This is a genomic window from Bacteroides fragilis NCTC 9343, from assembly GCF_000025985.1.
GTDB lineage: Bacteria > Bacteroidota > Bacteroidia > Bacteroidales > Bacteroidaceae > Bacteroides > Bacteroides fragilis.
Genome location: NC_003228.3, coordinates 1,477,061 through 1,496,326 on the forward strand (window position 1 = coordinate 1,477,061; position 19,266 = coordinate 1,496,326).

At 43.2% G+C, this 19,266-nt stretch carries 23 protein-coding genes, 1 tRNA gene and 1 pseudogene; 12 read left to right on the forward strand and 13 right to left on the reverse strand.

What is annotated here, in order from left to right; all coding sequences use genetic code 11:
* Positions 1–6 precede the first annotated feature (6 nt).
* Positions 7–507 carry a PepSY-like domain-containing protein gene (locus tag BF9343_RS05635; RefSeq protein WP_005785923.1) on the forward strand — a complete coding sequence of 167 codons (501 nt, stop codon included), beginning with the start codon at positions 7–9 and terminating at the stop codon, positions 505–507.
* A 103-nt stretch (positions 508–610) separates the two neighbouring features.
* Here the strand turns inward: BF9343_RS05635 and BF9343_RS05640 are convergent, their stop codons facing one another.
* The 3 genes from BF9343_RS05640 to BF9343_RS05650 are packed head-to-tail and all read right to left on the reverse strand — an operon-like array spanning position 611 to position 5,448.
* On the reverse strand, positions 611–1,819 hold the full coding sequence (locus tag BF9343_RS05640) for an L-serine ammonia-lyase (RefSeq protein ID WP_005785925.1): 1,209 nt from the start codon (positions 1,817–1,819) through the stop codon (positions 611–613).
* Positions 1,820–1,875: 56 nt separating this feature from the next.
* Positions 1,876–2,937 (reverse strand): magnesium/cobalt transporter CorA, encoded by a 1,062-nt coding sequence (corA, locus tag BF9343_RS05645; RefSeq protein ID WP_005785927.1) that lies wholly within the window; start codon positions 2,935–2,937, stop codon positions 1,876–1,878.
* Positions 2,938–2,949: 12 nt separating this feature from the next.
* Positions 2,950–5,448: an endonuclease MutS2 gene (locus tag BF9343_RS05650; protein ID WP_010992376.1), complete on the reverse strand. Its 2,499-nt coding sequence runs from the start codon at positions 5,446–5,448 to the stop codon at positions 2,950–2,952.
* 154 nt (positions 5,449–5,602) lie between these two features.
* Here BF9343_RS05650 and BF9343_RS05655 point away from each other — a divergent pair.
* The 9 genes from BF9343_RS05655 to BF9343_RS05695 all read left to right on the forward strand — a co-directional run bounded on the left by BF9343_RS05655 (position 5,603) and on the right by BF9343_RS05695 (position 10,794).
* Positions 5,603–5,687: transfer RNA gene (locus BF9343_RS05655), tRNA-Ser, on the forward strand.
* 274 nt (positions 5,688–5,961) lie between these two features.
* Positions 5,962–7,200, forward strand: a complete 1,239-nt coding sequence (locus BF9343_RS05660; RefSeq protein ID WP_010992377.1) for a site-specific integrase — start codon at positions 5,962–5,964, stop codon at positions 7,198–7,200.
* A 74-nt stretch (positions 7,201–7,274) separates the two neighbouring features.
* A complete protein-coding gene (locus BF9343_RS05665; RefSeq protein WP_010992378.1) occupies positions 7,275–7,817 on the forward strand; it encodes an ORF6N domain-containing protein in 543 nt (180 codons plus the stop codon).
* 258 nt (positions 7,818–8,075) lie between these two features.
* The gene (locus BF9343_RS05670; protein ID WP_010992379.1) at positions 8,076–8,528 is read left to right on the forward strand and encodes a JAB domain-containing protein; all 453 of its coding nucleotides are present in this window, start codon (positions 8,076–8,078) and stop codon (positions 8,526–8,528) included.
* 407 nt (positions 8,529–8,935) lie between these two features.
* Positions 8,936–9,469, forward strand: coding sequence for an antirestriction protein ArdA (locus BF9343_RS05675; protein ID WP_010992380.1), 534 nt, complete (start codon positions 8,936–8,938; stop codon positions 9,467–9,469).
* A 43-nt stretch (positions 9,470–9,512) separates the two neighbouring features.
* Positions 9,513–9,725 carry a hypothetical protein gene (locus BF9343_RS05680; RefSeq protein WP_010992381.1) on the forward strand — a complete coding sequence of 71 codons (213 nt, stop codon included), beginning with the start codon at positions 9,513–9,515 and terminating at the stop codon, positions 9,723–9,725.
* A gap of 24 nt (positions 9,726–9,749) precedes the next feature.
* The gene (locus BF9343_RS05685; RefSeq protein WP_010992382.1) at positions 9,750–9,965 is read left to right on the forward strand and encodes a DUF3873 domain-containing protein; all 216 of its coding nucleotides are present in this window, start codon (positions 9,750–9,752) and stop codon (positions 9,963–9,965) included.
* Positions 9,966–9,987: 22 nt separating this feature from the next.
* A complete protein-coding gene (locus BF9343_RS05690) occupies positions 9,988–10,467 on the forward strand; it encodes a DUF7258 domain-containing protein (protein ID WP_010992383.1) in 480 nt (159 codons plus the stop codon).
* Between the two features lie 141 nt (positions 10,468–10,608).
* Entirely contained in the window at positions 10,609–10,794 is a 186-nt protein-coding gene (locus BF9343_RS05695; RefSeq protein ID WP_010992384.1) for a hypothetical protein, read from the forward strand.
* 159 nt (positions 10,795–10,953) lie between these two features.
* Here BF9343_RS05695 and BF9343_RS05700 read toward each other — a convergent pair.
* A pseudogene (locus BF9343_RS05700) lies at positions 10,954–11,188 on the reverse strand (TraQ conjugal transfer family protein); the annotation flags it as partial.
* Here BF9343_RS05700 and BF9343_RS22170 point away from each other — a divergent pair.
* Together BF9343_RS22170 and BF9343_RS05705 are read left to right on the forward strand one after the other, a co-directional pair.
* Positions 11,171–11,293 carry a TraQ conjugal transfer family protein gene (locus BF9343_RS22170; RefSeq protein WP_229729457.1) on the forward strand — a complete coding sequence of 41 codons (123 nt, stop codon included), beginning with the start codon at positions 11,171–11,173 and terminating at the stop codon, positions 11,291–11,293. The pseudogene BF9343_RS05700 and the gene BF9343_RS22170 overlap by 18 nt on opposite strands.
* Before the next feature lie 84 nt (positions 11,294–11,377).
* Positions 11,378–12,820, forward strand: coding sequence for a P-loop ATPase, Sll1717 family (locus tag BF9343_RS05705; protein WP_100764400.1), 1,443 nt, complete (start codon positions 11,378–11,380; stop codon positions 12,818–12,820).
* Positions 12,821–12,964: 144 nt separating this feature from the next.
* On the opposite strand, the gene BF9343_RS05710 is transcribed toward BF9343_RS05705, so the two are convergent.
* Genes BF9343_RS05710 through BF9343_RS05750 form a run of 9 tightly spaced genes read right to left on the reverse strand, consistent with a single transcriptional unit; the run spans position 12,965 to position 19,262 of the window.
* Positions 12,965–13,282, reverse strand: coding sequence for a hypothetical protein (locus tag BF9343_RS05710; RefSeq protein WP_010992386.1), 318 nt, complete (start codon positions 13,280–13,282; stop codon positions 12,965–12,967).
* 12 nt (positions 13,283–13,294) lie between these two features.
* Positions 13,295–13,744 (reverse strand): DUF3872 domain-containing protein, encoded by a 450-nt coding sequence (locus tag BF9343_RS05715; RefSeq protein WP_010992387.1) that lies wholly within the window; start codon positions 13,742–13,744, stop codon positions 13,295–13,297.
* A 21-nt stretch (positions 13,745–13,765) separates the two neighbouring features.
* A complete protein-coding gene (locus tag BF9343_RS05720; RefSeq protein WP_010992388.1) occupies positions 13,766–14,344 on the reverse strand; it encodes a conjugal transfer protein TraO in 579 nt (192 codons plus the stop codon).
* 2 nt (positions 14,345–14,346) lie between these two features.
* Positions 14,347–15,255 (reverse strand): conjugative transposon protein TraN, encoded by a 909-nt coding sequence (traN, locus tag BF9343_RS05725; RefSeq protein WP_010992389.1) that lies wholly within the window; start codon positions 15,253–15,255, stop codon positions 14,347–14,349.
* 40 nt (positions 15,256–15,295) lie between these two features.
* Positions 15,296–16,669 carry a conjugative transposon protein TraM gene (traM, locus tag BF9343_RS05730; protein ID WP_010992390.1) on the reverse strand — a complete coding sequence of 458 codons (1,374 nt, stop codon included), beginning with the start codon at positions 16,667–16,669 and terminating at the stop codon, positions 15,296–15,298.
* Entirely contained in the window at positions 16,644–16,949 is a 306-nt protein-coding gene (locus BF9343_RS05735) for a TraL conjugative transposon family protein (RefSeq protein ID WP_008766842.1), read from the reverse strand. The genes traM and BF9343_RS05735 overlap by 26 nt, the downstream gene beginning before the upstream one ends.
* A 3-nt stretch (positions 16,950–16,952) precedes the next feature.
* Positions 16,953–17,576, reverse strand: coding sequence for a conjugative transposon protein TraK (gene traK / locus BF9343_RS05740; RefSeq protein ID WP_008766841.1), 624 nt, complete (start codon positions 17,574–17,576; stop codon positions 16,953–16,955).
* Positions 17,577–17,588: 12 nt separating this feature from the next.
* Positions 17,589–18,614, reverse strand: coding sequence for a conjugative transposon protein TraJ (gene traJ / locus BF9343_RS05745; protein WP_010992391.1), 1,026 nt, complete (start codon positions 18,612–18,614; stop codon positions 17,589–17,591).
* An 18-nt stretch (positions 18,615–18,632) separates the two neighbouring features.
* A complete protein-coding gene (locus BF9343_RS05750) occupies positions 18,633–19,262 on the reverse strand; it encodes a DUF4141 domain-containing protein (protein WP_010992392.1) in 630 nt (209 codons plus the stop codon).
* Between the last annotated feature and the right edge of the window lie 4 nt (positions 19,263–19,266).

The window sequence follows — 19,266 nt, forward strand, 5'->3', positions numbered from 1 at the left end:
TTGATTATGAAATTTTTGAAATTTAGTTTGTTGACAGCCGTGTTGCTGTCGGTCGTGTTTGCTTTCAGTTCGTGTGGCGATGATGACGATACGGGATATCTTCCGCCGAGCCAGGCCATTCAGGATGCACTGAAGAAGCTTTATCCCAATGCCACTGCCATTAAATGGGAGCAAAAGGGCGTCTATTACGTAGCCGACTGTCAGGCGGACGGCAGAGAGAAGGAAGTTTGGTTCGATGCCAATGCCAACTGGCTGATGACGGAAACAGAGTTGAACAGTATCAATAACCTGCCGCCGGCAGTGTTGACGGCTTTTATGGAGTCGAGTTACAACAATTGGGTAGTGGATGATGTGGTGATATTGGAATATCCGAATGAACCTTCTACGGAATTTGTGGTAACTGTGGAACAGGGTAAAAAGGTAGACTTGTATTTTTCGGAAGGCGGTGGTTTGCTGCACGAAAAAGATGTTACCAACGGTGACGACACACATTGGCCCAGGGTTTAAAGGTTGAATGTGCCGCCCGAGGCATGTGAATAGTAAAAACAAGAGGATGTGCAATCTGTGGTGAGTTTTGCACATCCTCTTGCGCTTTATGGGGAATTGCTTTTTACATCGGCTTATAATCCTTTGCCAGTCCGCCTTCACTTGTTTCTTTATAAAGTGAGGGTAGGTCGTGGCCGGTTTGTTTCATCACTTGTATTACTTTGTCGAAAGAGACACGGTGCATTCCATCGGTAAATGAAGAGTATAGATTGGCGTCCAATGCGCGGGCGGCCGCATAAGCATTACGCTCGATACAAGGAATCTGTACCAATCCGCATACCGGATCACAAGTCATGCCCAAGTGATGTTCCAGTCCCATTTCGGCAGCATATTCAATTTGAGCCGGACTTCCTCCGAATAGCTGGTTGGCGGCAGCCGATGCCATGGCACATGCCACGCCTACTTCTCCTTGGCAGCCTACTTCTGCTCCGGAGATGGAAGCATTTTGCTTGACGATGTTACCTATCAATCCGGCTGTTGCCAATGCGCGAAGGATACGCATCTCACTGAATTCACGGCTTTTGGCAAGATGATAAAGAACGGCAGGCATCACTCCGCACGATCCGCATGTGGGCGCTGTTACGATTTTGCCTCCCGAGGCATTCTCTTCACTTACGGCAAGCGCGTAGGCAAATACCAATCCGCGTGACTGCAAAGAAGCCTTGTATCCGGTAGCGCGGATATAATATGTGGAAGCTTTACGTCTCAGGTTCAATGGGCCGGGCAGCACTCCTTCTTGTTCGAGACCACGCTGGACAGACTCCTTCATCGTATCCCATACTTCTTTCAGATAGTCCCATATATCAGGATCTTCGCATTCTTTCACGTATTCCCAGTAACTTTTTCCGGTATGTTCGCACCAATCCAGAATTTCGGTCATGCTGTTCATGGAGTATACTTCCGGGCTTTCAATAGACGGCTGTTTGTTGTCTTCGGCCAATGCACCTCCCCCTACACTGTAGACAGTCCAGTTTTCCAGTTCATTGCCGCCGGCATCAAGTGCCACAAAATTCATTCCGTTCGGATGGAAAGGAAGAAAGATTTTGGGTTGCCATATAATATCTACCGGTGCAGTAGGTTTCAGTGTGTCAATGATGGCTACATCCGTCATGTGTCCTTTTCCTGTCGCCGCCAGGCTTCCGTAGAGGGTCACTTTGAACGATGCTGCTTCAGGATGTCGTGTGAGGAACATTTCTGCTGCCTTGCGAGGTCCCATGGTGTGACTGCTCGAAGGTCCGGTTCCAATGCGATAGAGTTCTTTTATTGATTTCATATTAGCTAATTAGGTTGTTGCGCAAAGGTAATTGTTTTTTCAAAATTTTTGGTAACTTAATACCATTTCTTCTTTCGGAAAAACCAGTATACGGCTCCGCCCACCAGGAGCATCAATATCCAGGCATATACATATCCATATCGCCAGTCTAATTCGGGCATAATCTTGAAGTTCATTCCCCACACTCCGACAAGAAAAGTCAACGGAATAAAGATGGTGGAAACAATGGTGAGGCGCTTCATGATATCATTCATCCGCAAGTCATTGTTGGATATGTAAAGATCAACCAGGGACGATAGGGTTTCCCGGCATATTTCGATGGTTTGCAATACGAATTGCAGATGGTCGTTGACATCATTGAAGAAAGCACGGTTCACTTTGTGCATCAGGGAGTTTTCCGCCCTCAGGAGTTTCACGTATTGTTCCTTTAATGGAAGAATGGCTTTCTTCATCAGCATGTACTGCCGGCGGAGTGCCTGTATCTGGATGCCGATATCGTTACCGTCACTGATGGTGAGCAATTCTTCTTCCAGGTCTTCCAGGGAGTCGTCGATGGTAGATACGGTGGCGATGTAATTCCCCATTATGCTGTTTAGTAAGACACTGAGCAGGTAGTCGCTTTGTCTGCCCCGTATTTTTAGTACATCATTGTGAAGGGCGGAGGTGACATCGTCAAAGAAGTCGGTTTCGTTTTCCAGGAAGGTGAGTACAAAGTTGCTTCCTTGGATGATGCATACTTGTTGCTGTTCCAGTTCATCCAGTTCATCTTCCGGGCTTTTCTCTTCTTTGTTGTTGAAGCGGAATAGCTTCATGATAAGCACCGTGTACTTGTCATGCTCCTCTATTTTAGTGGGATGCTCGGCATTCAGAATATCCTGAAGGATAAGAAAGTCTATTTCAAAGTGACTGCATATTTCCCGGATGACTTCGGTGTTCTGAAGTCCGTGCACCTGCAGCCAGTTGATCTGCTCGCGGTTGAGAGAATTGGCGACAGTCTGGAAATTGACACCTGAAACCTCCTGCATCACAAGAGCGTTGTAAGTACATAAATGCAGGTGGGTGGGAGTCTGGCTCTCACCGTTATAAACTAATCTTTCACTTAACAGGTTATTCTTCATATTCTTCTTTTTTTATGCCAAATCGACTACCGTGATACCTGCACCTCCCAATTGGATATGTTCGTCGGCAAAATGGCGGACTCCCGGTATGGTTTGCAAATATTGGCGGATAAGGGTACGCAGGATACCCGTACCGGTCCCATGTAGGATGCGTACCCGGCTCATACCGACCAGGATGGCGTCGTCTACAAAGTAGGTTACAGCTTGTAGAGCTTCGTCTCCTCGCATTCCCCGTACATCGATATCTTGCTTGAAGTTCAGCTTTTTTTCGTACATGCTGTCCTGAGTCTGGTTGCTGACAAAAGAACTTTTGGCAGACTCTTGTTTTTGGGGGATTGCGTTGCTGCGTTCCAGCCGCTCCGTCTTTACAGTTGTTTTGATGCTGCCGAAGGCTACCACGGCATTCTTCCCGTTGATTTCAAGTACTTCTCCGACCGAACTTTGTCCTTTGATACGTACCGGACACCCTTCGGTGATGGGAGTCGCTTTGGGAGTTTGCTGAACTGTCGGCTGTTCTTTGGTGCCGTTTTGCTTTTTCTCCTTCTTGCGGTTTTGCTTCTCTTTCAGCTTCTCCATCTTTCGGGCTATCTTATCTTCCTGTTCCTTGGAAGTCAGGTTGTCTATCGATTCACGGAAGTCCGCCAGTTCCTGGCGTACCAGACGTGTTTTTTCTTTTTCAGCCTGTGCCTCTTTTATGGTACGGATGGTATTCTCGATACGTGCATTTGATTCTTGCAACAACCGCTCCGCCTCCTCTTTTGCCTGACGGATGATCTCTTTTCTCGACTTTTGTAATTCTTCCATCTCAGCCTGATAGCGGGCAATGGTTTCTTCCATATGCTTTTCGCGCTGGCGGATAGTCTGACGCTTTCCTTCCCAGTAACGTTTGTCACGTACGATATCCTGCAAATATTTGTCGGCATTGATATATTCACTTCCCACAATCTCAGAAGCATCTGTGATCACATCCTCCGGTAATCCGATTTTACGAGCGATTTCTACAGCGAATGAACTACCCGGATTACCGATCTGAAGTTGGAAAAGTGCCTGCATCAGATGACGGTCATATAGCATGGCACCGTTTACTACACCTTCGTGATCCTCTGCAAAATGTTTTAGATTCTGGTAGTGTGTAGTTATAACACCGAAAGTACCCTTTATGTTGAATCGTTTCAGTACAGCTTCGGCAATAGCTCCGCCGATCTGGGGTTCTGTACCTCCACCGAATTCGTCAATTAAAATCAGACTTCGTTCGTTGCAGTTCTTCATCATGATTTTCATATTGGTCAAGTGTGAAGAATAGGTACTCAAATCGTCTTCAATGGATTGTTCATCACCGATGTCGATGAAGATACTGCCAAACAGGCCTACATGACTTCGTTCGTGCATGGGTACGAGCATGCCGCATTGCAGCATATATTGTAGTAACCCGACTGTTTTCAGACATACGGATTTACCTCCTGCGTTGGGACCGGATATAATAAGGATACGCCGTTTGAGGTTCAGTTCTATGTCCAATGGCACTACTTTCTTTCCATGTTTGGCAAGAGAAAGTTGTAATAGTGGGTGGACGGCCATTGTCCAGTCCAATAATTGCTCGTTCTCCAGGCTGGGTTTGATACTGTTTGTTTGGATGGCGAAGTGACTTTTGGCACGAATGAAGTCTATCTCGGCAAGAAATTCATACGATTGCAGTATTTCCGGGATAGAAGGACGCAGGGTGTTAGAGAACTCAGTCAGGATACGGATGATCTCCCGGCGTTCATCCCCTTCCAGTTCACGGATACGGTTGTTGGCTTCCACTACTTCCGCTGGTTCGATAAATACAGTTTTTCCGCTGGCCGATTCATCGTGGACGATTCCTTTGATTTTACGTTTTAATCCCGGAGCCACCGGAATAACCAATCGACCGTCGCGCATGGTTGGTGCCACGTCTTTGTCCACATAGCCTTCGGATTGTGCGTTTCGGAGTATGCTGTTAAGCGAACGTGAGATACTTCCCATCGTGTTAGCCAGTTCCCGTCGGATGCGTGACAGTTCGGTCGAAGCATTATCCTTGATTTTGCCATATTTATTTAAAATGCCATCAATCTTGGTGATAAGTTGTGGAAAGACAGTTATGTCACCGGCCAGTTTTTTCAGGCTGGGGTAGGGACAATCCGATTCTTCTTCATCATTGCGCTGCAGGAAACGGACGATGTCCCGGATGGTCTCCAACGAACGTCGTAGATCAAACAATTCTTGTTCGTCCATGTACATTCCTTCTATCCGGATTCGTTTCAAAGAGGGACGGACATCGAAAAAAAATTGGTCGGGAAAGTTATCTTCCTCTTGTATGATGCGAACAAACTCTGCAACCTGATTCAGCAGTTCATCAACTTCTTCAAAGTGATCGGAAAAATTCATTTCATTCACTCTCTCTTCTCCTAATGTGCTGAGACATTTGTCTTTTAATAATTGTCTGATTTGGTCGAATCCTATTTTCTGCTCAAAATTCTGGGGATATATCATGGATTATCTAATTTATCTATATAACAGTTTCAATTGAATTGTTCCGCAAAAATACGATTATTCCACGAAAAAAATGGCAAAATGTTTGTGGATTTAAAAATGATTCGTACCTTTGCATCGCTTTAAGAGAAAAGCACTACTTAACCGTAGTTTTGGAGAGGTGGCAGAGTGGTCGATTGCGGCGGTCTTGAAAACCGTTGTACTGCGAGGTACCCGGGGTTCGAATCCCTGTCTCTCCGCTGAACTAACCGGACAAAACCGGACAGTAAGCAGACAAGTCCCACAAATTCAACGATTTGTGGGACTTTTTTTATCCCCTTATGTCTGCCCTACCGGACATCATTTAGCCCCTAAAAGACAAAGTTAGTAACCTAATTCGTACCCCCGACAACCGAAAGTCTAAAAGGGGTACACTTAGTCCGAAATTGGCGAACTTCTGTCGCTATTTGGCGAGCCTGTATAAACTTCACTTTGAGCTAATTAACGTAGTTTTGTAACCAAAAAAGTGAGTTTATGAAGAGTACATTCAACGTCCTTTTCTTCGTGAAAAAGGACAAGCAAAAAATCAATGGCAGTTACCCTATTTTCGTCCGTATCACGATTGATGGTGTGGCAAGCCGTTTTAATTCCAAGCTGGACGTTCAACCCAAACTTTGGGATGGCAAGGCAGGCAAAGCCGCCGGACGTTCTGCGGAAGCTATCCGCATAAACCGTATGCTGGATGATATAAACGCATCTTTGAACACTATTTACCACGAAATGCAACGGCGTGACAATTATGTTACCGCCGAAAAGGTGAAGAATGAATTTTTAGGTCATAGCGAGAACCACGACACCATACTTAACCTTTTCCAGAAGCACAATGATGATGTGAAACAGTTGGTCGGCATATCCAAGACGATTGCCACTTATCGTAAATATGAAGTGACCCGCCGCCATCTTGCAGAGTTCATCCAAAGCAAATATAACCTGTCGGATATTTCTATAAAGGAAATAACCCCGATGTTCATTACCGACTTCGAGTTATATTTGCGTACCACCTGCAAATGTGGCTTTAATACGACCGCCAAGTTCATGCAGTTCTTCAAACGCATTATCCTGATAGCCCGTAATAATGGCATCCTGATAGGTGACCCGTTCGCCAACTATAAAATACGTTTGGAAAAAGTGGATAGGGGATATTTAACAGAGGATGAAATAAAAATCATCCTCAAAAAGAAAATGGTTTCCGAACGGTTGGAACAGGTGCGTGATGTTTTTATCTTTTCCTGTTTCAGTGGTTTGGCTTATGTGGATGTAGCAAACTTAAAGGAAGATAATATCCGTAAATCCTTTGACGGTAATTTGTGGATAATTACCAAACGTCAGAAAACGAATATAGACGTGAATGTCCCCTTGCTGGACATTCCTAAAATGATACTGGAAAAGTACAAAGGTAAATTGCCGAATGGTAAGGTACTTCCTATTATCAGCAATCAAAAACTTAATGCGTATTTGAAAGAAATAGCGGATGTATGCGGAATTAAAAAGAACTTGACATTTCACCTTGCAAGGCATACTTTTGCCACGACCACCACGCTTGCAAAGGGTGTTCCTATTGAAACCGTTAGTAAGATGTTGGGACACACCAATATAGAAACGACACAGATATACGCCCGCATTACCAATAATAAAATCAGTAACGATATGCAGGGGCTTGACAAGAAGTTTGTCGGCATTGAAAAAATCTATAAAGAAGTATCTATAAAATAGGTATATAGGGAAACTTATCACAAATTGTGATAAGTCCCTTTATGCTTTATTACTCACCATTAAATAATAACATTATGGACTTACAAATCATCCAAAGCAAGATTTATGAAATCAGAGGTTGCCGGGTTATGCTCGATAGTGACCTTGCGGCACTTTATCAGGTGGAAACAAAAGCGTTGAAACAGGCTGTGAAACGTAATATAGAACGTTTCCCGGAAGATTTTATGTTTGAACTGACAAAGGAAGAAGTGGAATGTTTAAGGTCACAAATTGTGACCTTAAAGAATAATCCGGATGAAATGGAAGCAGCAGCCAGTTCAAAACGTGGTAAGCATATTAAATATTTGCCCTATGTTTTCACGCAAGAGGGAGTAGCCGCCCTGTCCGGTGTACTGCGCAGCCCTATTGCCATACAGGTGAATATTTCCATCATGCGGGCATTCGTAGCCTTGCGTCAAATGATAACAGGCTATCAGGAACTACTAAAGCGTATTGAAGAACTGGAAGAAAGTACGGATGCACAATTCAGCGAGATATACCAAGCACTGACCCAATTACTAAGCAAGCCCGAACCGAAGCCACGCAAACCGATAGGATATAGAACCTATGACGAATAACGGTTTAAGGTATTCGGTTGTCTAAGGGGTGTCACCAGTGATACCCCTTTTTCAGTTCCCTAAAGTAATGTATCTCAATCACAAATTTTAGCAAAATTACAGCCCGGTGGGGACAAATACCAAATCCGAGCCGTTCCGGTTTTCTAAAAAATCTCCACACCTACGGGTCGTATTTTTTGAAAAGATATGGTTGAAGTCCCCGCCAAACTGTGGGTGTCCGGCAAAATTTCTTATTGTTTAATTTAAATTTTAGTAGTTATGAAAACAACAGAATTTACCATGCCGGAAATCACTATCTCTTATAAAGACAATGTAAAAGCATCCGAAAGGGTGAAAATACTCTCATCCGAAACGTCCTACTCTTACCTGAAACCGTTCTATATCGAATGTATGGAACATCACGAGGAAAGCCATGTAATGTTTCTCAATCGGGCAAATAAGGCTTTAGGCGTTTCCCTTATCTCTAAAGGCGGCATGGCTGAAACTGTAATGGACGTGAAAATCATCCTGCAAACCGCCTTGAAAGTCCATGCTTCGGGCATAATCCTCTCACATAACCACCCATCGGGCAACCTACGTCCGAGTGAACCGGACAAACAAATTACCTCAAAAATAAAAGAAGCCTGCAAGGTCTTAGATTTACATCTGTTAGACCATATCATCCTGACAGAAGAAAGCTATTATAGTTTTGCAGACGAGGGGCTTATCTAAGCCCTTTTTTTGTTACTGGCAACAAAAACACAATATCCTACTTTTAAAATAAAACCATTTTTCCAGTTTCTCCTATTGTAAATCTTCCTCTTAGGCAGTCCCCAGCCGAAGCAGTCATTATCGTATCACATAGGCAAAGGTATTTCCGTGTTCTTCACGTCTTTGCAAGGTCAAGCCCTAAAGGGTTTAAACAAAAATCTTCCTGTTGTACTTCGTCCAAAGAGTATTTTTCTTTAAAATCTTGCAAAGCCTAAACACTACCCTTTAAAGCCTATATGAAACGAAAACGACCGCCCCGACCGGAAACGCATAAAAAAAAGTCAGATTTACGATAAGCAGGAAAAAAGGTTATGAAACTCAACTCCCTTACCTCTCAAATCTGCATAAATTTTAAAAGACACAGAATTATGGAAGCAGTAACATTATCAGAAGCAAGAGTTTATGTAGGTACTTACAACAAGTATAACAACGGTTCACTTTTCGGCAAGTGGTTAGACCTGTCCGACTATTCAGATAAGGACGAATTTATGGAAGCGTGCCGGGAACTGCACAAGGACGACCAAGACCCGGAATTTATGTTTCAGGATTATGAGAATATCCCGGAAGCCTTGATTTCCGAAAGTTGGCTTTCTGAAAAGTTCTTTGAGCTTCGGGATGCCATTGAGAAACTAAGTGAAACCCAGCAGGAAGCGTTTTTCGTATGGTGCGACCACCACAACAGCGATATAAGCGAAGAAGATGCGGACGACCTTATTTCTTCCTTTGAGGACGAATATCAGGGAGAATATAAAGACGAGGAAGATTACGCTTATGAAATCGTAGAGCAATGTTACGACCTGCCGGAGTTCGCAAAGACCTACTTTGACTATTCGGCTTTTGCCCGTGATTTATTTATAACTGATTACTGGATGGATAACGGTTTTGTTTTCCGTTGTGCCTGATTACTAACCGGGTGGAGCAATCCACCCGTAACACACCAAGATAATGAAAGTATATAATAAGATAACGACTTTTTTACGATGGTTCATACTTGCTTTTATCATCTATCAGGCAGCCACCAGCACCGCCGGAATGTGGATAGCCCTAATCATAGGCTTTTTTATTCTCCGGTTCGTTCTCCGGCTGTTTATCTCCGCCGTTTACCTGTTTTGTATGGCGATTATTTTCATTGTGTTGCTCTCATTTTTGATTATCTGATAACTCATTATAAATTATAACGATATGGAAACTTTAAACAAAAACGGGGTAAGTATTACCCAAACACCGGGAGAAGAAAAATATGTAAAATGCTGTTTAGGCGCATTCAGGGGACAAATCTATTATCAATATGATTACCGCCACACGGATAACGAACTGTTCAGCACCGTTGCCAAAACACTTGACGAGTGCCGCAAACGGCGGGATGAATGGATAGCGAAGAAAGAAAAGACACAATAATAACAGTTTAAAAGGTACATTTATGAAAACGACAGAAGTAAATAAAAGGATTATCGGCAGACGTTGCAAGTGCATATTTACGGGCTTACTGGTAACGGGTGTTATCGAGGACACCACAGAGGATAAATATACGGTCAGCGTGAAAGTACGTTTCGACACGCCGCGCCAGTGGGGTGATGAATTTTATTCCTATGACTGGTCTTTTGGACGGAAAGCAGACGGTTCCGGCTCTTTGAAGTATTTGGAACTGTTGCCCGACAAAACGACATTCGATGCAATGATAGTTACTTTCGGCGAACCCATCGGCACATTAGACGCTATTTTTGAAGATGTGAAAACATGGGGTGTCTGTTCCTTGAAAGGATGGATAGACAGCTACGAAAGCACCCGTTTCACTCCCATAGGCACAGATAAGGCAGTGATAACAAGTGAATATAATATGGAATGTGTAAAAGAGTGGCTGGAACATAACACGCCCATAAAGAACATCATAATCGGTTAATAAAGAACGGCGGCAAATGCCGCCGCTACTTTCTTTCTGTGAGCCGAAGCGGACAAAGAAAGATAGCAAAGAAACCTGTTTTATTCCTCTGATTTTCAAATTAAAACTTTATCTTTGAAAATAATTTTATAATAGACAAATATGAACGATAAACAAGAACAACAATTTGAAGTACAGTTTGAAGCTATCAAAACAATGGTAAAAGCTAATGCGCCAACAAAAGAGGAAGGAGAACGCCGGGCAAAAATGCTTGATGAAGCAAAGAATAATACAAAAACATATATTAATTTATTAGATATGTTTGGTATTCCACATCCGGGTAAGTAATAAAAACCACTACCGAATATATCCGGCAGTGGTTATAATGTTTTTATTCTACTTCCTCGCCCCACAGTTCCACATCAGTAGGAGCATTTTTCAGTTCAAATGCAGTGTAAGCCCAAAAGAGAATAAGAAATATAAGGTATGCAACCAATGTTTCCATTTTTATTCCCCCTGTTCTTCTTTACTGTTATCATTATTAAATGAAAACGTAAGTTGTTCCAACTGCCCGAAACTATCCTGAAAATACACATCAATAGTCTGCTGGTCGGTGGATGCAGAGGTATAGTAAAGCCGGAATGTTTCACCCGGAAGCGGGTACAGGTCATTCGGCAGTAAGACCGTACCATCCGACATTTTTAAACTTCCCTTTACCGTCCGGTTGTATTACACGTCCGAAACGACAGACCAGCAACAGATAGACGTGTATGTGTACGACAGCTTCGGGCAAAGGGTTGATTTGAGCTTCTCGTTTCAGAATGATTCGGATAAAGAAGAAAAATGATTGTTCCTAAATAATTGAAAGTCCAAAGCATTGGTATTCTTTGGATTTTTGATTATTTTTGCACTAATTTATACATCTATTAATATGAGTGACAATAAGAACTTACTAACAGAGATAGCAAAGCGCTGGAAATTAGATGCTAAGTTGGAAGACACGGACAGGTACTTTTATTCGCAAAACGAAGTTGATGATATTTTGAGTGGAGAAAAGTGTTATGTTATAGGAAGAAAAGGTACAGGCAAGACTGCAATAAGTGAATATTTGCTTAAAAAAGCAAACTTTAAGTTTTCAGAGAAATTAAGTTTTAAAAATTTCCCTTTTAATGAGCTTTATTCCCTTTCTAATACTAAATATACTGCCCCAAATCAATATATTTCTATTTGGAAATATCTGATATATTCATTTATTTGTCGTATGATGATTTGTAATGAAGGAATATCTTCTTCTTTACGTGCGGAATTAGCTAAGGCATACGGTACGGATCCAATAACTTCATTACCAAGAACTGTAAATACTTGGACAAAAAAAGACTTTTCACTCTCATTAGCAGGAGTGATTAATGCAAAGTTCACAAATGAAGCTCCAGAATTAGAAAAATTAAGTTGGATTGAAAGGGTAAATATCCTTGAGGATATAATAATGGGGCATTTAGATAAAAGTTCATATTATATAATATTTGATGAGTTAGATGAAGATTACCGAGATGTAACAAATAAAGGCGAATTTGAATATTATTCAAACTTGATAACAAGCTTATTTAAAGCAGTGCAAGATATAAAGTCCATATTTCGAAATACAGATTTTAATATTTATCCGGTAGTGTTTCTTCGAGATGATATTTATAGCTTAATAAAGGATTCTGATAAAAATAAATGGAGCGATTTTAAGGTCGATTTAAATTGGAATGAAATTAAGATAAAACAGATGTTAGCCTATAGAATTAGTCGTGCGCACAATTTAGACGGAGAAATACTTCCTTTTGACAAAGCATGGAATCTTTTATTTTTCAGAAAAGATGTTCCAAAGGGAAATCAAGGAAAAAAGATGGTTAATAGTTTTGAATTCATTTCAGGTAGTACTCATTTACGCCCTCGTGATTTTATAAGATATATTCAAGTTTGTGCTGAGGATACTTTGACTCAAGGATATAAGCAAATTCATCCTAAAACTATTAAGTTTGTGGACAAAGCTTTTTCTAATTATTTGAGAGATGAAATTGTTGATGAGATACATGCACTCTTGCCTGATATTAATAATATACTACAAATAATATCTCAAATTAGAAAGCAAACTTTTACTGTTACCGAATTTAAAGAAGTATATAGGTCTTATTTAGATGCAGGAACAATAAAAGAAAAAAATATTGAATACGTTTTGCAAACTTTATATGATTTTAGTGTACTTGGAAATCAGCCTAAACAAAAAAATAATCAAATCTTTAGATATCTTAATAGGGAAGCTCGAATAAATTTTAGAGAGCAATTAGTTGTACATCGAGGTCTGTTTAAATCTTTGCAAATTCTGTAGCTTTTCATTAAAGAATGACAACCCGGCGGAAATTACCCGGCGGATTGTCTTTCATCACATTACGCTTTGCGGTATCATCCCAATTCTTTGCTCATACTAAAAGGGAATTACAGAGCATAAAAACAATGTGAATGAAACCTGATATTATTCTTCAAAGCACAGAAAGGCTACTTTCAGAATGCACACCATTTCTTCATCTTCGGAATCAAATTTCCATGTCCGTTTTTTGACAACCATTTCATTGTCATAATCGAACCATTCCAGTACGGGTGCATCATCTTCTTCATCCGTCCATTTGAAAGCCTGATTGGACGGTGTTTTTCTTAATTCCGCCCGGTCAAATTGGGAAATGCTTTCTTTATCCACTATCACAATGTCACCGACTGCCGGAACTGTATCTGTTTTCCATGTGGTATTTACAAAGAATGAAATACCGTTTATATCCAATTCTATTTTAACCATACTCTTTTTACTTTATTTGTTTTCTTCTTCCTTGTTATTGTCATTATTGAATGAAAACGTAAGCTGCTGCAACTGTCCGAAGCTATCCTGAAAATACACATCTACCGTCTGTTGGTCGGTGGATGCGGAAGTATAATAAAGCCGGAATGTTTCACCCGGAAGCGGGTACAGGTCATTCGGCAGTAAAACCGTCCCATCGGACATTTTCAGCGTTCCCGCCCCGTCCGGCTGGAAATAACGGATGAAATACATTGTTTCCTCAAACCGTCCGTCCCGGTGAAGCTGGCAGCGTATTTCCGCCGTTTCACCCACCTTTAATTTCTTCGGTACAGGCATCGTTTCAATACGGAACGGGTAAGACTGCTGTATATCCACATCGTCATTACACGCACCCACAAATAAGATGGCGGCCATTACATAGCAGCCCATTAAAATACGGTTTAAAATCTTTCTCATATACATTATATATAATAGGTTAGTTTATCACATGATTATCTTTAGACCGATACCGAACTGTGTATGGAACTTTCCAACGGAAGAACCGAACAGGCATCTTTCCCGTGCGTTAATCAGGAACACCACCCGGTCGGTAATGTAACTTTCCAGTTCCAGCGTCAGCGCACCGCCATAAACAAAACCGTCCTTATCGGTCAGGGTCGAACCATCGGGCAGCAGCTTGTCACCCCAGTTACTTGTTTCATACCCGGCAAGGGCAGATAGACCCAGCGAGAGAAAAAAGGTTTTCTTCCTGTCTGAAAGGAAATTCAAATAGTAACCGCCCTCGCCTGTAAACTGGCTGACTGGTATTTGCAAATCCTTATAGGGGTAATGCTTTTCGAGGTATTCCCCGCCGATAACCCACCTGTTCCCGTTTTTGGTATAGGTACTCATGGCAGCCCCGAAATAATAGGCGAAATCACTTTTACTGTTCCAGTGAACACCGTCCGCCATGCCACCCGTAACCTGCAAGCCTTTCATTCCCGGCAGACATCTTTGTGCGTGTGCCTGGTTGAAAGTCAGGCACAGCACAAAAAGGGATATAATACAGCATATCCTTTTCATGTTTATTTGATTTTAAGTTCGTTAATCACTTTGGCTGCCACGACATCCGAGTTTTCCACCCGGATAGTTTGGTGTCTGCCCCCGTTCTTTTCCACCAATTCGATAATTAATATCTTATCGTCAGGGATAGTGAACTGTGGAACGGTGTACACGGTGCGGACGGTACTTTTACCGCCGATAACCAGTATCTCGTTATAGCTCCGTACCGGGTCAATGACCGTTTCCTGAATAGCCGTCCTTTTGGCTACTTTCTTATCCACAATCTTGAATCGGATAAAATCGGTATCAAACGGTACGTTTGAACTGTTCTTTGTTTGCGTATGAAAATAGAACAGCCCGTTATGCGAATAAATGCCCTTTACCAAGAACTGCACCCCGAAACGCTTGCATCCCAAATGCTTTATTTCCCGGTCATTGTTCTTGTAGATGGACTGCATAATCAGCCTTACCAAAAGCGGGCTTTCGTTACCCAGTTCACGGAAATAGATGTTCATTCGGGTATGGCTGAAATCCGTTGTGTCCTCATTCTCCAAGAAGTCTTTCATTTCGATGTTTAGCATTTCCGGTTCATGTGCGTATTTTGCATTGAAACTGTAAAAGCTACCATCCTCACAGATAACGGAAAAATTGGTTTCACCGGGAAAGCCCTCTGTTGTGGCTTTCACCCTGACAACATTTTCCGCCCCGTCCGCTTTTCCGGCAATAATGTAGTTACTGCCTAAATCCACGTACTTCACGGCAGACGGGAAAATGATATGTACCGTTTTTGCAAACGTCACCTGTATGCCGTAAGGTGTTACCATTTGGCGGTAAGGCAGCTTTTTAGTGATGCCCTGATACAAATCGTTACTTTGTGCTTTCATTGAAACCACGCCCAAAAGCAGGGCAAACATGATAATTAACTTTTTCATTTTGGATTGAAATTTTTATGGTTGATAATTGATAAATTGATTATTGCTGTTTGGCGTAAAGCATCACCTGATAGTTCGCTTTCAGGTGTACTTTTACCGTCCGGAACTTCTTTGCAAGGTATTGCGACCCGCCCTGCATCAAGCCCCTTGTAATATCCATTGCGACCTGCTGCCCGGCACTTTGCGCAAAAGAAATGCTTGTTCCCAGCCCAGCACCAATGTTCGCCATCGCTTCTTTGGCTGCTTCCTGTTCCAGTGACGAGGGAACGGAAAGCCCCTTTTGCCCGTCACTGTCATAAACGGCAAGTTCCACCGGAATAATGTTACCCGCATATTCAAGCGAGGACACCAGTATGTCGAGCCGTTCCCCCTGAACTTTGGCACTTCCCGATACAAGGCTGTTTTTCGGGACAATGACGTTTCCCGCTTGCAGTGGTTCTAACAGCCGGAGCTTGACGGTCTGCCCGTCCATAAGTGTTTGGTCGTTATGCACACACGCCCGGATAGTGTTCTTTCCCATCGAATAGCTACTGCCGACCGCTGTATTAAACCCGTAATTGCGTGGCTTGCTGTATTCGGCGATAAATTCGACATTGCTCATAGGCTGCTGCAATCCTGAAACCGTCCTGTCCGATACCGATTTTACAGGTGTGGCGTTTCCACTTCCCTGAACGGGTGCGGATGGCGAAACCTGTGCAATCTGTCCCGGCTGTGAACTTTGCCCGTTCTGTCCGTTCATGTATTTTGCCGCCAGTTCGTAGGACTTTTCCATAAGAGCCACCTGTTCATCCATGCTGCCCGCACCGTTTTCTTTCGCATCGAGCCGAGCAGTCAGTTCTTCCACCTGCCGTTTAAGTTCCTCTTTCTCCTTGTCCTCTTTCGGTGTTTCGTAGAAACTGCCTAACTGACGGTTCATGTCCCGGTAAGCCACCGCCGAAGATTGGATAGAGGAACGGCTATTGTTCGACGCACCCGCCCCGAAGTCAATCACGGCGTTTTTCGGCTTTTCCGCCGGAGTATCATCTATCAGGGTCAAATCTTCCCCGTTTTCCTCTCCGAGCGAAAAGGCAAAATCCTGCAAGGAGCGCATCTTGTCCGCCTGTTTGTTCTCCATCTGTTCCTGTTCGTAGGCGGTCTTTTTATCGCTGATTATCCCGTCCCCTTTGGGCTGCGGAATATCGGCGTTAAATCCGCCCACGCTTTCCACCTTTGCTTCGTCTTTATCGGACGGTGCAAAAATCAGGTACATAGCCCCTAAGAAAACCAGTCCCATAAGCGGGTAAACCAACATCTTCTTTCGTTGCTGTATCTGCTGCGGGGTCAGTTCCTTTTTTTCCTTTCCCTGTTTTTCAGGTTCTTTTCCCGTTGCCGTTTCCGGTGCGGGAACTTCATTCTTCACTTCTTTTTCTTCCATTGTCTGACTGATTAAAAATGTTCGTACTGTCTTTACTTTGTAGCTGCAACTGCCTGATGTGCTCTATTCGTATGGTTTCGCCATCCTCTTTGCCTATCCGGTAAATGGATGATACCGTAAAGTAGATGGATAGCCCGCTGAAGAACAGGAACATAATCAGTATTACCGCCAACCTTATTTCTGGTGTCATGCGCCCGCACAGGTGGCGGAGTTTTTCATCCGCCCAATCTTGTATACAGGTAATTACCTGATTAACCGGAGAGAGAATTTTCCGTATCATGGCTTACCGCTTTATGGTGTTCAAATCCTTATTCTCCGTTATCTCGAAACTTTCCATGATAAAGCCGTGCGGGTTATTGTCCGAGCGCACAGCGTTCAATAACCGGCAACGGGTGACAAGGCTTCTTTCGGTCAGGCTGCTTTCACGGATAATCATTTGGCGGGCGTAAGTCGCCACTGCATACGGGTACACATCGAAATTGCAAGAAACGCTGTCTATCTGTATCGTTTGGCTGATATTGCCTGAAATGATACGGTTGTAATACCCTTTCTCCGAGAGGTCACGGTAATAATTAAATGCGCTCTTGTCAGCAAGGAACAGCGACCGTTTGATATTGCTTTCGATAGCGTTCTTATCGGGTGATAACGTGAAAAAGAGTTCGTGAAAACGCTTCACGTGTTCCCTTGCTTCGACCGGACGGTTTTGTGTCAGGTCTTGCGAAAGCGCAAGCATCAACGATTTACCGCCATCCAAGACGTAAATCTTCTGCCGTTGCGCTTCGGCAAACGTATAGGAGTTCCAAACGGCATAACCCGTTATCAGGGTACACATGACGACAAATGCGATACCAAAAAGCCGTATCTGTTTGAAACTGGTTTCAATGTTCTTTAAACTTTTAAATTCCATCTTGATTTTTATTTATTGGTTACCTTTGATTAGTTTACCGCCGACCCTGCCGCCAGCGTTCCCGGTTGCTGCTCCGGCTACCGCCCCGGCAGCACCGCCTACCTTATTGGCTGAATTATTGATATTCCGGCTCATGTTACCCATTCCGCCCGCCTGAATAATCCAGTTCGATACGGTGGGGATAGTGAAGTAACCGATGATACCGATTATCATGAAAATTATGTACACACTATTACTTCCGTCCGGTATGAAATTGGGGTCTGATAGTTCCTGAATATCCTTTTGGAGCATAAGCACCTGTATTCGGGCAAGAATGGAACTGAACAGGTCTGAAACGGGCAGCCACAGGTAAACGGAAATGTACCTTGTTATCCATTGGGTCAGTGTCGCCTGAAAGCCATCGTACACGCTGATGGCAAAGGCTATCGGACCCAATATCGCCAGTACGATAAGGAAAAAGGTTCGGATAGTGTCTATCACAAGGGCTGCCGATTGAAAGAGCAGTTCCAACAATTCCCTGAACCAGTTCCGGACGGACTGCTTGATATTGTGGGCTGCCCTATCCATGTACATGCCGCCCATTGTGGCAATATCTTTGGCAGACCACCCCAGTTCGTCTATCTGCTTGTCAAACGCTTCATCCGAAACAAGGTAAGCCGTTTCCGGGTTGCGTACCATCGCTTCATATTCCAGCTTGTCCTTTTGCGCCCGGTAAGTGTTCATATCGAAAGTCTGCGTTTCGAGCATATTGTTACACCCCTTGACTACGGGTGACATCACGCTGTTAATCGTACCCAGTACGAATGTGGGGAAGAACATAATACAGAAGCCAATCACAAAAGGACGCAAAAGCGGGTAAACGTCTATCGGTTCGGCACTGGCGAGCGACTGCCATACTTTGGCAGCCACATAGAACAAAGCCCCCAGTCCCGCTATTCCTTTGGCTACCCCTGCCATGTTCCCGCATAACGGCATCATGTCTGTGTACAGACTTCGTAAAATTTGATGCAGGTTATCAAATTCGATAGCTAATAACATACTACTTATTTTTAGAAGTTACCAGTAACGTTCATCCGCCGAGCCGTACAAAGCCATTACCCGGTCGGTGTCCTTTTTCTTTTTCGCCCGCAGGTAGGAAACGGAAATATTCTTGCGGGTATAATAACTCACCAAGTCCCGATAGTTCCTGATGGCGTTATACGTCCGGTCGATTACGTCCATCCGTTCCTTGTCCGACATGGAAAGCCCGTTGATGTTCACCACGCTTTTCATTTCTTCCAGCACATCGGAACTTTCCTGCAACAGTTGGGTATAGCCGTAGGCAATCGCCGAAAGTTCGTCCGGTGTATAGTTTTCATCCGAAAGCATCTTCTGAAAACTGTTCACATATATATCTGAAATCTCCCCGATAAGCAGGATGGACCTTTGTACTTTCCGGGCATCTTTGACAAGGTTATGCACTGATTTAAGCCTGTCATAGTATTCCTTACCTTGTTGGTAAATCTTTACCGTTTCCTGAAAATTCTTTATCATATTCTGTGCGGTGGATGATGTCTGCACGATATTCTTTGACGCATTGATAATCCCTTGCGCCAAATTACCGGGGTCACTCACCACCCACTGTGCGCTTACCTTTCCGGTAAACAGGCTGCATACTACGAGCAGCATTATAATCTTTGTTCTCATACGC